At 46.0% G+C, this 14,104-nt stretch carries 12 protein-coding genes; 11 read left to right on the forward strand and 1 reads right to left on the reverse strand.

Annotation, left to right across the window (positions count from 1 at the left end; all coding sequences use genetic code 11):
- Window positions 1-169 precede the first annotated feature (169 nt).
- From F8N35_RS14010 to F8N35_RS14045, 8 genes are all read left to right on the forward strand, one after another.
- Complete coding sequence (locus tag F8N35_RS14010) at window positions 170-331, forward strand: hypothetical protein (RefSeq protein WP_293054296.1); 162 nt, start codon at window positions 170-172, stop codon at window positions 329-331.
- Window positions 332-334: 3 nt separating this feature from the next.
- Entirely contained in the window at window positions 335-871 is a 537-nt protein-coding gene (locus F8N35_RS14015; RefSeq protein ID WP_293054299.1) for a GNAT family N-acetyltransferase, read from the forward strand.
- A 115-nt stretch (window positions 872-986) separates the two neighbouring features.
- Window positions 987-1,460: a hypothetical protein gene (locus tag F8N35_RS14020; RefSeq protein WP_293054301.1), complete on the forward strand. Its 474-nt coding sequence runs from the start codon at window positions 987-989 to the stop codon at window positions 1,458-1,460.
- A gap of 197 nt (window positions 1,461-1,657) precedes the next feature.
- Window positions 1,658-1,996, forward strand: a complete 339-nt coding sequence (locus tag F8N35_RS14025; RefSeq protein ID WP_293054303.1) for a cation transporter — start codon at window positions 1,658-1,660, stop codon at window positions 1,994-1,996.
- Window positions 1,997-2,281: 285 nt separating this feature from the next.
- Complete coding sequence (locus tag F8N35_RS14030) at window positions 2,282-6,112, forward strand: efflux RND transporter permease subunit (RefSeq protein ID WP_293054306.1); 3,831 nt, start codon at window positions 2,282-2,284, stop codon at window positions 6,110-6,112.
- A 64-nt stretch (window positions 6,113-6,176) separates the two neighbouring features.
- Complete coding sequence (locus F8N35_RS14035; protein ID WP_293054309.1) at window positions 6,177-7,559, forward strand: TolC family protein; 1,383 nt, start codon at window positions 6,177-6,179, stop codon at window positions 7,557-7,559.
- 89 nt (window positions 7,560-7,648) lie between these two features.
- On the forward strand, window positions 7,649-9,040 hold the full coding sequence (locus tag F8N35_RS14040; protein WP_293054312.1) for an efflux RND transporter periplasmic adaptor subunit: 1,392 nt from the start codon (window positions 7,649-7,651) through the stop codon (window positions 9,038-9,040).
- Between the two features lie 18 nt (window positions 9,041-9,058).
- The gene (locus tag F8N35_RS14045; RefSeq protein WP_293054315.1) at window positions 9,059-9,265 is read left to right on the forward strand and encodes a heavy metal-binding domain-containing protein; all 207 of its coding nucleotides are present in this window, start codon (window positions 9,059-9,061) and stop codon (window positions 9,263-9,265) included.
- A 248-nt stretch (window positions 9,266-9,513) separates the two neighbouring features.
- Here F8N35_RS14045 and F8N35_RS14050 read toward each other — a convergent pair whose 3' ends face one another.
- The gene (locus F8N35_RS14050) at window positions 9,514-10,713 is read right to left on the reverse strand and encodes an L-serine ammonia-lyase (protein WP_293054317.1); all 1,200 of its coding nucleotides are present in this window, start codon (window positions 10,711-10,713) and stop codon (window positions 9,514-9,516) included.
- A 226-nt stretch (window positions 10,714-10,939) separates the two neighbouring features.
- On the opposite strand from F8N35_RS14050, the gene gnd reads away from it, so the two are divergent.
- The 3 genes from gnd to pgl are packed head-to-tail and all read left to right on the forward strand — an operon-like array spanning window position 10,940 to window position 14,076.
- Entirely contained in the window at window positions 10,940-11,836 is an 897-nt protein-coding gene (gene gnd, locus F8N35_RS14055; RefSeq protein WP_293054319.1) for a phosphogluconate dehydrogenase (NAD(+)-dependent, decarboxylating), read from the forward strand.
- A gap of 12 nt (window positions 11,837-11,848) precedes the next feature.
- Entirely contained in the window at window positions 11,849-13,378 is a 1,530-nt protein-coding gene (zwf, locus tag F8N35_RS14060; protein WP_293054322.1) for a glucose-6-phosphate dehydrogenase, read from the forward strand.
- Entirely contained in the window at window positions 13,375-14,076 is a 702-nt protein-coding gene (pgl, locus tag F8N35_RS14065; protein ID WP_293054325.1) for a 6-phosphogluconolactonase, read from the forward strand. The genes zwf and pgl overlap by 4 nt, the downstream gene beginning before the upstream one ends.
- Window positions 14,077-14,104 lie beyond the last annotated feature (28 nt).

Below are 14,104 nucleotides of genomic sequence, written 5' to 3' on the forward strand. Positions count from 1 at the left end.
CAATTAATTGATTTTAGATATTTGTTGAAAGATATGTGGGTAATTTTAATTCAGTTTGAATTAGTTAATATTTTTTGCATGTCTTGGTGCTCTATTTTTTGCAATACAGCAACACCATTGTAAACTATTTGCTGTAATTTTGTCCGACTTTTTTCATCTAACCAAAAGTATGACCAAACCGAACAAAGAAACTCCCGTGTTGAAAGGGATTGATGCGATTAATTTTATCAATGAAATGAAAGAGGCAGATATGAATAAAGCGTGCCGTGTAGAAAAAGAGCGCACGTTTAATCACTTTGCTCAGTTAGCTGCTATTTCTAATTTTCGATAAGCCATGGATTTTTCCACATGCAAGATGATTCGTCTTACTCAGGATCTTCAATTGAAGCCTTTCGATTGTGGACGTGAAGACGTTAATTCATACCTTTTTGACGGAGCCAAATCGTACGACAAACAGTTGTTGTCGGTGACTTATTTGATAGAGAACGCTGATGAAACGATTGCTTTCGTGGCCCTGACAAACGACAGAATTACGCTTGAGTCGACGCCAATCACCGGAAGATGGAAGAAATATTTTTTCGAATATCTGCCTATCGGAAAGAAATACATTAGTTATCCGGCGGTTAAGATGGTACAGTTGGGTGTTTCAAAGTATTATCAACACCAGCAGGTCGGTACGGCCGTGGTTGATTTTGTGAAACGCTGGCTGATGACCAACCGCTTTACCGGTTGCCGTTTTCTAACGGTGGAGGGGATCAAGGAATCGCTTCCATTCTATGAGAAAAACGGGTTTTACTACATTACGAATGACGACGTAGACTCCGATGCCCGCATCATGTACTACGATCTGAAACGCTTGGAAGATTTATAACAGGAGTCCCGGTTTCGGGACTTTTTTATTTTCTACCTCTCTTTTTTCTTAAAAAACACAAAAGCTTATCTAAGGGTTGGCAATTGCCTCTTATCGGAACGTATCTTTGTAGCCGATGAAGCAAATGTTCCGATATGTCACCATCACCTTGCTTGCCGGCGTTGTATTTCTGGTAGGCAGCGGTGTAAACTACATTCATTACTGTTGTCATGAGTGCAGCATAAAAGGTATCGGCGAAATTGCAAAAGAACTTTGCATGGCCAATCAACCTGTTGCGCCTGTTGAAAAGGCAGCTGATGCCGATTGCTGTTCAGCAAAGCACTCGACCCCAAAACCGATGTCGTGCGGGCATATGTCACACACCGGAACGAAAGATTGCTGCAAGATCACCCGACTGCAAATAGATCTGAACGACCAGATAGCGAAGATTTCCGTCAATGCTGATTTTACATGGCATGTTGATTTACCCAACAGTCAGCTGTTATCCGCAATTTTCGAACGTCCCGTCGTTACGACAGAACACGTTTGTCCACCCCCTTTGTACTCCTCCAGGCACCTGCTTAGCCTGAAATCCGTCCTTTTGATTTGATTGAATGATTATTCCGGATTGTACTGATCCGAAATTTCTTGTCGTATCTTCGCGTATAACACGTCGAAGCAGAATTCAATTTGAATCGAAGATCAGCGAAGCTAAAATATGCCAATTAGTCCATGTGCCAATGAAATTTGCATATGCAGTTGTCATTTTCAAATCTTCAAATTTCCAAATTTTCAAATTCAAAAATCATGAAATCAATCAAATATATCCTCATAGCCATTATCGTGGCATTTGCAGCTCAACTCAATGCGCAGAAAACAGTTCAAACGGCTTCTCTGAAAGTATCAGGCAATTGTGAATCTTGTAAAATCCGTATCGAAAAAGCAGCCAAAACTGCAGGTGTAACTACCGCCGACTGGAACCAGTCGACCAAGATGCTTAAAATCACCTTCGATGCAAGCAAAACCAACGTCGATAAGGTAAGTAAGGCCATTGCTGCCGTCGGTCACGATACTGAAAAGTACAAAGCCGACGCAAAAACTTACAATGCGCTGCCTGGTTGCTGCAAATATCCGAGAGGAAAATAAATGTGCTAAATTTTTAATATGCCAATGTGCCAATTGAATTTTCATAATGATGAAGTCATCTTGACTTTTTGTTTTTTGACCCCCAACCCCCAAAATGGGGGCTGTAACCTTGTGTAATGCACAATATTTTTCGTTTTAAGGACGAATTCCTCCCCATTTAGGGGAGGTTAGGAGGGGTCAGAAGATGAAAATTAAGAACAAAATACATTGTTCCAAAAAAGTCAAGACGAGTTCGATGTGATTTCAGATTCAATGATACATTGTCAATAGTCAATCGTACATTTTATGAACAATCGGATTATCGGTTTCTTTCTCCGGAATAAACTGATAACGACTATTTTGCTCGTTATTTTCGTTGTCTGGGGAATTATTACAGCTCCCTTCGATTGGAACATCTCATTTCTTCCGCGTGATCCGGTACCGGTGGATGCCATACCGGATTACGGGGAGAATCAGCAGATTGTAGCCACCGAATGGATGGGTCGCTCGCCGAAAGACATCCAGGATCAAATCACTTATCCTTTAACGACATCGTTGATGGGAATTCCGGGCGTGAAAACGATACGGAGTACTTCCATGTTTGGTATGTCGTTTATCTACATTATTTTCAAGGATAACGTGGAGTTTTACTGGAGTCGTTCGCGGGTGCTCGAAAAGTTGAGTTCGTTGCCGCCCGGCACGTTACCCGAAGGGGTCAAACCCTCGTTGGGTCCCGATGCCACGGCACTCGGACAGGTATATTGGTACACGCTCGAAGGACGGAACCCTAAAACCGGCAAGCCTGTCGGGGGCTGGGATCCGCAGGAGTTGCGTACCCTTCAGGATTATTATGTGAAATATTCGCTCGCGTCGGCCGATGGCGTGTCGGAAGTGGGTAGCATCGGAGGTTTTGTGAAAGAGTATCAGATCGACCTCAATCCCGATGCCATGAAAACCTATGGCGTGACGGTGATGGATGTGATGAAAGCGGTGCAAAATTCCAACCTCGATATTGGAGCGGAAACCATGGAGATGAATCAGGTGGAGTATGTGATTCGTGGATTAGGTTACGTTAAATCACTCGCAGACATTGAAAAAGCTGTTGTTGCCGTCAGTGAGGATAATACGCCGATTACTGTCAAACAGATCGGCAATGTTACTTTCGGCCCGGCAACACGCCGTGGCGGATTGGATAAAAATGGTATCGAAGCAGTCGGTGGAGTAGTGGTGGCACGCTACAAGTCGAATCCGCTGGAGGTGATTTCCAATGTCAAAAAGAAGATTGCAGAGATGGAACAGTCGCTGCCGTCGAAAACACTGCCCGATGGAACAGTGAGTAAAGTGACTGTCGTGCCATTTTATGATCGTACGGGATTGATACGCGAAACCATTGGAACGCTCGAAACGGCTCTCACGCACGAAATTCTGATCTGTATTATCGTTATCATTGTATTAGTGACCAACCTGCGGGCATCGGCAATCATCTCCGGGTTGTTGCCAATAGCCGTGTTGATGACCTTTATCGTGATGCGGTTGGTCGGAGTGGATGCCAATATCGTGGCGCTGTCGGGTATTGCCATTGCTATCGGGGTGATGGTGGATATCGGCATTGTCTTTACCGAAAATATCGTCCGGCATCTCGAACTGCCCGAAAACAGGAATCTTCCGAAGAAACAATACGACGAACTGATACTTAAGGCAACCATTGAGGTGGCTCCGGCAATCATTACGGCTCTGCTGACGACAATTATCAGTTTTTTGCCGGTATTTGCCATGGAGGCTGCCGAAGGAAAGCTGTTTCGTCCGTTGGCTTTCACCAAAACCTTTGCCATTGTGGCTTCCATGTTGCTTGGCCTGATGGTATTGCCGACCCTTGCCAAATGGATTTTTTCGCTGAGGCTGGATACCCGTAGGTCACGAAAAAGCGGTAACGGTATTTTGATCGTTGCCGGACTCCTTTTCTCCATCGTATGGGAAACGTGGACGGCTTTGGCTCTGACGTTGGTCGGTATCAATAATTTGACCGCTCACTTGTGGAAAGATCCATGGCAACGGTATCAGAAGTATGTCAACCTTGTAATTGCCATTCTGTTTGCGCTGTACTATCTGACGGAAGAGTGGTTGCCCTTGGGCGCTCAAAACCATTTTGCTCTCAATTTCATCTTTATCGTTCTGATCGTCGGCATCGTACTGACCCTGCTGTCCTTGATGGTACATTACTACGAACCGGTATTGCGCTGGTGTCTGGCACACAAGGTGAAGTTTTTGGCAATTCCGGTAATTACCCTTTTGTTTGGTATTGTGATATGGCTGGGAGTCGATCGTATTTTCGGTTTTGCTGCCGACGGTATTGAAAAAACGGGCTGGCACATTCGCCAGAGTAGCGGTTGGCAAAAGGTGACTTCCGTTTTTCCGGGTATCGGCAAAGAATTTATGCCCTCGCTCAACGAAGGTTCATTTTTGCTGATGCCTACCAGTATGCCGCATGCCGGAGTGGAACGCAATATCGAGTATGAAAAGCAGCTCGACCGGCGATTGGCATCTATCCCCGAAGTGGAGATTTCGGTTGGAAAATGGGGACGGGTCAACTCCGCGCTCGATCCGGCAAACACTCAGATGTTTGAAAATGTGATCAATTACAAGCCGGAATATATTTTGGATCAGGACGGACATCGACGTCGGTTCAAAACAAATTCGTCGGGAGCGTATGTCTTGAAAAACAATACGACTTACGATCCGAACAAACAGGGCTTTGTAGCTATCGATACCTCATTGTTGATTCCGGCGGTTCATGGTAATTATTTCCGTCAATGGCGACCGCAGATTCATAAACCGGACGATATCTGGCAGGAGATTGTGAAGGTGACGCAACTGCCGGGACTGACTTCTGCCCCTAAACTGCAACCGATTGAAACTCGTTTAGTGATGCTTTCTACGGGCATGCGGGCTCCGATGGGGATTAAAATTTATGGTCCCGATCTGGAGACGATAGAAAAGAACGGCATTGCCATCGAGCAGCAGTTGAAACAGGTGTCGTCTGTGCAGGCCTCTTCGGTGTTTGCCGAACGCGGGGTTGGAGCTCCTTACCTCTTGATAAATATTGATCGTGAGGCGATTGCTCGTTACGGATTGAGTGTGAAAGAGGTGCAGGATGTGATTCTGTCGGCTGTGGGCGGAATGGCACTGAGTACTACCGTGGAAGGCCGCGAACGCTTTCCGGTACGGGTGCGTTATGCCCGTGAATTGCGCTCGACGCCCGAAGACCTAAAGCATATCCTTGTTCCGGCCATGACAGATGGTTCGCAGATCCCGCTGGGAGAACTCGCCAAAATTGAGTATGCAAGCGGTCCGCAGATGATCCGGAGCGAGAATACGTTCCTGACCGGATATGTTACTTTCGACCGAAAACCGCAGTTTGCCGAAGTGGATGTGGTCAACCAGGCCGATAAATTCCTGAAACAACAGATCGATGCAGGCAAACTTAAACTTGGCAAAGGCGTTACTTACCAGTTTGCAGGTAATTACGAGCAGGAAATCCGTGCCACTAAGCGGTTGTCTATTGTTATTCCAATCAGTTTATTACTTATCTTTCTGATTCTGTACCGACAATTCAAAACCATAACCGCCTCGTGTATCCACTTTTCGGGTGTTTTTGTGGCTTTTGCGGGAGGTTTTATCATGCTATGGCTTTATGGCCAGGGGTGGTTTCTCAACTTTTCGTTTACCGGAGTCAACATGCGCGACCTGTTTCAGATGCATCCGGTCAACCTGAGCGTGGCGGTCTGGGTTGGTTTTATTGCTCTGTTCGGATTGGCTACCAACGACGGCGTGATTATGGGAACTTACATTCACCAGATTTTCGAAGAACGGAAACCCACTACGGTACTTGCCGTTCGTGAAGCGGTGGTTGAAGCCGGTAAAAAACGGGTGCGTCCAGCGATGATGACGGCAGCCGTAGCCATTATTGCCCTGTTACCCGTTCTGACGTCGACAGGAAAAGGCGCTGATATTATGGTTCCGATGGCAATTCCAACTTTCGGAGGAATGATTATCCAGATCATGACCATGTATGTTGTGCCGGTTTTGCAGTCGATCTGGAGAGAACGGGAAGTGAAGAAGCAAATTATAAACCATTAAAATGTTTAGACATATGAAAGATAACCGTCTTAAAGCCTTAATGGTTGAAATTTATTATTTGCTTATGAAAACAATATTGTTGTTCATGCTATTTGTTTTTGTTGCTGGAACGGCTAAGGCGCAGGATTCACTGGATGGCTATTTGAAGATTGCCGCTCAAAACAATCCGGCACTGAAGTCTAAGTACAACAAGTATCTGGCTGCGTTGCAGAAGGTGCCTCAGGTCGGCGCATTGCCCGATCCCGATCTGTCATTCGGCTATTTCATCGAACCGATGGAGGTGTTGGGCGGCAAGCAGCGGGCGCAGATTCAGTTGATGCAGATGTTTCCATGGTCGGGTACGCTGAAAGCAGCAAAAAACGAGACGGCGCAGATGGCTCAATCCGATTTTGAGGCTTTCCGTGCCGAGAAAGAGGAATTGTTCTACAACGTACGAAAGAGCTATTTTCAACTCTGGTTTACTGACCGGCAAATCATCGTCAACGATTCAACCTTGGTGTTGCTCCAAAGTATCGAAAAATTGTTGCTGGCGAAACTTGGCAGTGAGAATGGTAGTGTCGCATCAACCGCTTCACGATCAGTAACGAGCGAACCATCGTCGCAAAAAGGGGGTATGGGCATGAATGCCGATGATGGTAGTGGGGGAAGCGCCCGTTCGGCTCCGGCAATGGGTAGCAGCAGCTCCATGAGCAAAGCCGGATCGGCTTTGAACGATTTGTTGCAATTGCGGACAGAAACCGGAACACTCGAAAATGCGATTGCTTCGTTGAAGCAGCGCCGTACGGTGATGGCAACGCAGTTCAATTTGTTGCTCAATCGGGTACCGGACGCACCGGTCGATTTGCCGAAAGAACTGCCGGTTCCGGATGGTGATTATCAGAGTGCTGCTTTGTTTGATTCCATCAAGCAGAACAATCCGATGCTGAAAATGTCACAATCCGATATTGCTGCTTATCGCTACCGTCAGGTGATGAACCGGAAAATGGGCTATCCGATGGTAGGTATCGGGCTGAATTATACGGTAGTGCAAAAAAGTGAGATGAGCACCTCGTCGATGAATGGCAAGGATATGGTGATGCCCATGTTGTCGGTTAAGTTGCCACTTTACCGGAAAAAGTATACGGCTGCGGTGCATGAAGCGCAATTGCTGGAGCAATCGGCTTTGGAAAATGCAGTGAACGTGCAGAATATGCTCTTCATGGAATTGACCGATACGCAATTGGCCATCGACGAAGCCAATCGAAATCTGCGACTTGCAACGCAAAACAGGGAGCTGACGCAGCAGCGGTTCAATCTGCTGCGAACGCAGTTTGCTGTTTCCGGTAGCGGTTTCGACGAGCTGCTGCGCACGCAACAATCGTTGCTCGACTACCGGATTTCTTTGTTGCAGGCTCAAACCGACAAACGGATTGCGTATGCGGAATTGCAGAAACTGGTGGCAAAATAATGTTCAGTACTCAGTAAACAGTATTCAGTACACAGTGAAAACATAATAGTCTTGAATCTTGGTTCTTGACTCTTTGATCTTAAAAAATTATGATTCGAAATAAATATATCCAATGGGCGCTGATTTTTGTGGTCGGGCTGGGATTGGGATGGTTGTTCTTTTCTCATTCATCCCAAAATTATCCGGTTGCCGCTCAAAAATCCGAAAGCGCCAAACAAATATGGACTTGTTCTATGCACCCGCAGATCCGGCAGGATCATCCGGGGAAATGTCCTCTTTGCGGCATGGATCTTATTCCGTTGCAGCAAAATAATGAAGCTCAGAATCCGGCAGTCATTACCTTGTCGGAAGATGCCGTGCAGACGGCTAATATTCAGACCTCACCGGTTATGAAAGGCGCTGCTGCAAAAGAGATCAGGCTTTACGGACGGGTGGAAAACGACGAACGTGCCGTATCGGTACTGCCGGCGCATTTACCGGGGCGTATCGATAAACTGTTGATCAATTTTACCGGCGACAGGGTAGTGCAAGGGCAAACCATTGCTATTGTCTATTCTCCAGAGTTGGTGCAGGCGCAACAGGAATTGTTGGAGGCGAAGAAACTGAACGGTAGCGTGCCCGGAGCATTAGAGGCTGCCCGCGAAAAGCTTCGTCAGTGGAAATTGACTCCGGCTCAGATCAACGCGGTGGAAAATGGCGGGCGTCCGGTGACGGAATTTGAAGTGAAGGCGACAACCTCGGGTGTGGTAACCAAAAAGATGGTCAATCAGGGCGATTATGTGTCGCAGGGTGCCGCGTTGTACGAGGTGACGGATTTGTCGCGGCTGTGGGTGTTGTTCGATGTTTACGAAACGGATCTACCATGGATTAAGGCAGGCGATAATCTCTCGTACGAACTTCAGTCTATGCCCGGCAAAGAATTTTCCGGCAGAGTGTCGTTCGTTTCTCCTATGGTCGACAGCCGTTCGCGCACGGTCAAAATCAGGGTGGAAGCTCCGAACCGGAATGCGCTTTTCAAACCGGGAATGCTGGCTTCGGGTGTGTTGAAAGCAAAATTGAAAGGCAATGCTTCCGATCTGATCGTTCCGCGTTCGGCAGTGCTTTGGACCGGTACGCGTTCGGTGGTTTACGTCAAAGTGCCAAATGCCGCTACACCCTCTTTTGAAATGCGTAACGTGACCCTCGGTACCGATTTGGGCGAGAGCATTATTGTAACGGCAGGTTTACACGAAGGCGAAAATGTGGTCACCAACGGTGTGTTTAGTGTCGATGCGGCAGCACAATTGGCAGGCAAGCCGAGTATGATGAATCATCCTGAAACGGCGCCAGTGGTTGCCGGAGAAAAGACAGCAAAGAAGACGAACATGCAACATAAAAAGATAGTCTACGTTTGTCCGATGAAAGAAGATGCTGACATTGTCTTGGATCATCCGGGTAAATGTCCTAAATGTGGTATGAATTTGGTGAAGAAAGAGTTATAAATTGTAATACAAATAATTATGAAGACTAAAACAATTTTTGTGATGATGGCAATTGCGGGTGTAGTTGCAATTGCTTCTTGTGGCAAATCGGCTCAAAAGAGCGAGGCAGTAAAAGAATCGGCTCCAACCGCAAAGGTGGTCTATACCTGTCCGATGGATACGGATGTGGTGTCTGATCATCCCGGCAAATGTCCGAAGTGTGGCATGGATCTGGTTAAAAAATAAATGACAGAAAAGAAAGAGGTTGTTTAAAAATCCAATATTGCTATTGATAAACTTATAAGCAGAAAGGTAATCTCATTTTTATACCCCTAAATCCCCTGAAGGGGACTTTTACGCCAATAAAAATAGCAGATTTATAGCCCCTTCAGGGGTTGGGGTAAAAAACAAACAATGATCTACTTTCGAATCGTAAGTTATTCCAAAATCAATATCTATTTTTAGACAGCCTCTTTTTAATTTTAGAATAGAAATCAGCAGATATTCTTCAATATAGCCAGACCACCTTGCGCTGTTTCTTTATATGATGCGGCAAGGTCTTTCCCTGTGCGCAGCATCGTTTTGCAAATTTGGTCGAAGGAAATACGGTGTTTTCCATCCGAAAGCAACGAGTAGGTACAGCAGTTGAAAGCACGATCTGCAGCCATAGCATTTCTCTCGATGCAAGGTATTTGTACCAATCCGGCCACCGGATCGCAGGTGAGCCCCAGATGATGCTCCATACCCATTTCTGCGGCATATTCTATTTGAGTATTTGTCCCTCCAAAAAGTTGGGTGGCCGCGGCTGCTGCCATTGAACAGGCGGTGCCTATTTCTCCCTGGCATCCTACATCGGCACCCGAAATAGAGGCATTTGTTTTTACTAAATTACCAATCAGACCGGCAGTTGCTAAAGCTCTCAAAATGCGGGCTTCGGAAAAATTGTGGTATTTTTTTAGTTGGTAAAGTACGGCTGGAACTACTGCACAGGCACCACAGGTAGGAGCGGTTACAATAAGTCCTCCCGCTGCGTTTTCTTCGGCTACGGCCAATGCAAAGGCATATACCATTCCACGGCGTTGCAACGATTCGCTGTAGCCTTTTGCTTTTACATAATAGTTGGGTGCTTTCCGTGGTAGTTTTAATATACCGGGCAATGTTCCTTCGTTTTCAATTCCCCGTTCCACAGCATCGCACATAGTTTTCCAAACTTTCTTCAGAAAATCGTTGATTGCCTCCCCTTCAAATTGTTCAACGACTTGCCAGAATGCCAATCCTTCTTTGTCGCAGTAAGTGAGAACTTCTTCCATGGTGGTGAATGGATAGATCGCGTTTTTAGTTTGCGATTGCCCTTCTTCTGCAAGAGCTCCGCCGCCTACGCTGAAAACCTGCCAGGTATCGGCGCTGTTTCCGTCACCATTCAGGGCTTCGAATTTCATGCCATTCGGATGGTAGGGTAAGAACGTTTTCGGTTCCCATACAATTTCTACCTGTTTGCCTTTCATTTGATCCAGAATCGCTTTGTCGGTAAGGTGACCTTTGCCCGTTGCAGCCAGACTTCCGTATAATGTCACTTTGAAATGGTTAGTCTCAGGATGTTTTTCCATAAACATGGCAGCTGCTTTGGAGGGAGCCATCGTGTGACTGCTGGAAGGTCCGTATCCTATCCGGTATAATTCGGTAATTGAATCCATTCTGTATATTTTTTCACAAAAATAGAAGTTTTTCAACCATTATCAAATTTATTCTGCAAAGTACTTAACCTATCGGTTTCTTTACGTTTTTTTACCCTTCTCAATTGCATTTCGCTTCTCCGTAACGTATCTTTGTATCACTCATCCGGCTTGTTTTACACAATGCCGGAATATTTTTTATCGGGTAAATCCCGTTCAATATTTATTTTATAAAAGTTTTGTAACAATGAAAATAGGATTTATAGGTTTAGGCAAGATGGGCGGTAAGATGGTACAGCGCCTGCTAAATGATGGTCATCAGGTGGTGGTATATAATCTTACTCAACCGGAAGTCGATGAGGCTGTTGCGGCTGGCGCTATTGCAGCTTCCGATCTGAAAGATTTGGTTGGCAAGTTGGACGGTAAAAAACTGGTGTGGCTGATGGTGCCTTCTGGAAAACCGGTGGATATCAATTTGGATGCATTGTCAGAATTGCTTCAGGAAGGTGATATTATCGTGGATGGTGGTAATAGCTACTGGCGCGATTCTGTTGCTCGTGGAGAAAAGCTCAAGGCAAAGGGAATTCATTATATTGATTGCGGTACCAGCGGTGGCGTGTGGGGTCTGCAAAATGGTTATTGTCTGATGTATGGCGGACCGAAAGAAGCTTGTGATTTTGCAGAGCCAATCTTTAAAAGTCTGGCTCCCGAAAACGGATACATCTATTGTGGAGAAAGCGGTGCCGGGCATATGACCAAGATGGTGCATAATGGCATCGAATACGGGATGATGCAGGCCTATGCCGAAGGTTTTGAAATAATGAAGAATTCGCCTTACAATGTTGATCTGGAAAAGGTGGCGAAAGTTTGGATGAATGGTTCGGTGGTGCGCTCGTGGTTGCTCGAACTGATCGGTAATGCACTTGAAAATGATCAGGAATTGAGCGATTTGCAACCATGGGTGGCCGATAGTGGCGAAGGTCGCTGGACGGTACAAACGGCCATGGATTTTGACGTTCCGGCACAGGTTATCACCTCTTCGCTTTTTGCTCGTTTTCAGTCGCGTCAGGAAAATTCGTATGCAATGAAATTACTGGCAGCCATGCGGAATCAGTTTGGCGGCCACGCAGTGAAAAAATCATAAGGGAGGACGATTATGGGACAAATACAAGACCAGGTGCTGGTGATCTTCGGAGCATCGGGCGACCTTACTTACCGTAAATTGATTCCTGCGTTGTTCGATCTATTCATGCAGGATTTACTGCCTAAGAATTTTACTATTCTGGGTGTGAGCCGCACAGAATTCACGGATGCGACTTTCCGTGACAAGATGAACGATGGTATTCGCCAGTTTGCCTACTTCAAAAATCCGAGCAAAGAAAAGCTTTCCGTTTTTGATGAAAAACTTCATTACCTTGCTATCGAAACGAAAGAGGCAAGCGAATATGTAAAGCTTCAACATAAGCTCAAAAAAATTGATCACGATCATCAAACAGGGGGCAATTACCTTTTTTATCTCTCCACGCCTCCGGCTTTGTATGGCTTGATTCCTCAGTTTCTGGCAAAATACGGGCTCAACAAAGGGCACAACGGTTTTCCGCGACTGATTATTGAAAAACCGTTCGGAGAAGATGTTTATTCTGCTTTTCAACTCAATAAGTTGTTGCTGGAATTCTTCAAAGAAGAGCAGATTTACCGCATTGACCATTATCTTGGCAAAGAAACTGTTCAGAATGTACTTGTAACCCGTTTTGCAAATGGTATTTATGAACCGCTTTGGAATCGGAATTATATCGACCGTGTGGAGATTACCGCAGCCGAAAGTCTCGGAGTGGAAGGCCGTGGTGGATATTACGACCACGCGGGAGCGCTTCGTGATATGGTGCAAAATCACCTGTTGCAACTGGTGGCTTTGGTTGCCATGGAACCTCCTACCGAGATTAGTGCCGGTGCCATCCGCAACGAAAAAATGAAAGTGTTTCAGTCGCTGCGACCGCTGAAGGAACATGACTTGTTCAATAGCGTGATACGCGGTCAATACATGTCGTCGAATATTCGGGGCGGTCATTTCAAAGGCTATCGAGAGGAAGCTGGGGTCGATCCGATGTCGCGAACAGAAACTTACGTAGCACTGAAATTCTTTATCGATAACTGGCGCTGGGGTGGGGTGCCGTTTTATATCCGTACCGGAAAACGAATGCCGACGCGCGTTTCTGAAATTGTAATTCATTTCAAACCAACGCCGCATAAGCTCTTTGTAAGCAATCCCGAGTTCTGGACAATGGGCAATCAGCTCGTACTGCGCATTCATCCCGATGAGGGCATTTTGCTGAAAACCGGCATGAAAGTGCCCGGTGCTGGCTTTGAGGTGAAAACCGTGAATATGGATTTTCATTACAAAGACTTGCAGGAAACCTATGTGCCGGGAGCTTACGAACGTCTTTTGCTGGATGGAATGATGGGTGATGCTACGCTTTATACCCGTGGCGATGGTCTGGAGGCAGCCTGGTGTTTCGTACAGCCAATTCTTGACTTTTGGAAACACAATCCGAATGCTCCGCTCTATGGTTATCCGGCCGGAACCTGGGGTCCTGACTGTGCCGATAAATTGATTGGAGGAGAGAAACAAACATGGCGCTATCCGTGTAAGAATCTTGCTGATGATGGAATTTACTGTGAATTATGATGAGGCGAGTTTCCATATTTGAAACCAGCGACGAATTGAATCGTGAAGTGGTCAATTTGGTGGATTTTCTACTGGAATCCAAGCCGGTGGTCAATATCAGTCTTTCGGGAGGTTCTACTCCGAAGGCACTGTTTGATTTCTGGGCTAAGGTGAAACAAGAGCCTGATTACTGGAAGAGGATTTACCTCTTTTGGGGTGATGAGCGTTGTGTGCCTCCCGATCATGAAATGAGCAATTATGGCATGACAAAAATTCATTTGCTCGATAAAATACCCATTCCGGCAGAAAATGTCTTTCGCATTATGGGCGAGAACGATCCGGAGCAGGAAGCTGTGAGATATGCCAATTTAATCGAACGAAAAGTGCCTTGTTTTGATCTGGTTCTGCTTGGTTTGGGGGATGATGGTCACACGGTTTCCATCTTTCCTTCGTCGATAAAGCGTTGGACGGATCCGCATACCTGCATCGTTAATCCGCATCCTGAAAGTGGAATGAACCGTATAACGATTACAGGGAAGGTGGTGAATGCCGCCAACTACGTGGCCTTTCTGGTGACTGGTCGCAATAAAGCAATTAAAGTACAAGAAATAGTATTGAACAGGAGGAAATGCATTAATAAATATCCGGCAGCCAAAGTGTACCCGGCTTCCGGAAACCTTCTCTGGTTGCTGGACAAGGATGCGGCTTCTTTGCTGTAATTGAGCATTTCATTACCTTTGCAATAAA

The sequence above is a fragment of the Paludibacter sp. genome (assembly GCF_009712605.1).
GTDB lineage: Bacteria > Bacteroidota > Bacteroidia > Bacteroidales > Paludibacteraceae > Microbacter.

What these genes read in the sequence shown, in the direction of transcription:
- F8N35_RS14010 (WP_293054296.1), top strand. Translation starts at nt 170, where the DNA reads ATGACCAAACCGAACAAAGAAACTCCCGTGTTGAAAGGGATTGATGCG.
- F8N35_RS14015 (WP_293054299.1), top strand. Translation starts at nt 335, where the DNA reads ATGGATTTTTCCACATGCAAGATGATTCGTCTTACTCAGGATCTTCAA.
- F8N35_RS14020 (WP_293054301.1), top strand. Translation starts at nt 987, where the DNA reads ATGAAGCAAATGTTCCGATATGTCACCATCACCTTGCTTGCCGGCGTT.
- F8N35_RS14025 (WP_293054303.1), top strand. Translation starts at nt 1,658, where the DNA reads ATGAAATCAATCAAATATATCCTCATAGCCATTATCGTGGCATTTGCA.
- F8N35_RS14030 (WP_293054306.1), top strand. Translation starts at nt 2,282, where the DNA reads ATGAACAATCGGATTATCGGTTTCTTTCTCCGGAATAAACTGATAACG.
- F8N35_RS14035 (WP_293054309.1), top strand. Translation starts at nt 6,177, where the DNA reads ATGAAAACAATATTGTTGTTCATGCTATTTGTTTTTGTTGCTGGAACG.
- F8N35_RS14040 (WP_293054312.1), top strand. Translation starts at nt 7,649, where the DNA reads ATGATTCGAAATAAATATATCCAATGGGCGCTGATTTTTGTGGTCGGG.
- F8N35_RS14045 (WP_293054315.1), top strand. Translation starts at nt 9,059, where the DNA reads ATGAAGACTAAAACAATTTTTGTGATGATGGCAATTGCGGGTGTAGTT.
- F8N35_RS14050 (WP_293054317.1), bottom strand. Translation starts at nt 10,713, where the DNA reads ATGGATTCAATTACCGAATTATACCGGATAGGATACGGACCTTCCAGC.
- gnd (WP_293054319.1), top strand. Translation starts at nt 10,940, where the DNA reads ATGAAAATAGGATTTATAGGTTTAGGCAAGATGGGCGGTAAGATGGTA.
- zwf (WP_293054322.1), top strand. Translation starts at nt 11,849, where the DNA reads ATGGGACAAATACAAGACCAGGTGCTGGTGATCTTCGGAGCATCGGGC.
- pgl (WP_293054325.1), top strand. Translation starts at nt 13,375, where the DNA reads ATGATGAGGCGAGTTTCCATATTTGAAACCAGCGACGAATTGAATCGT.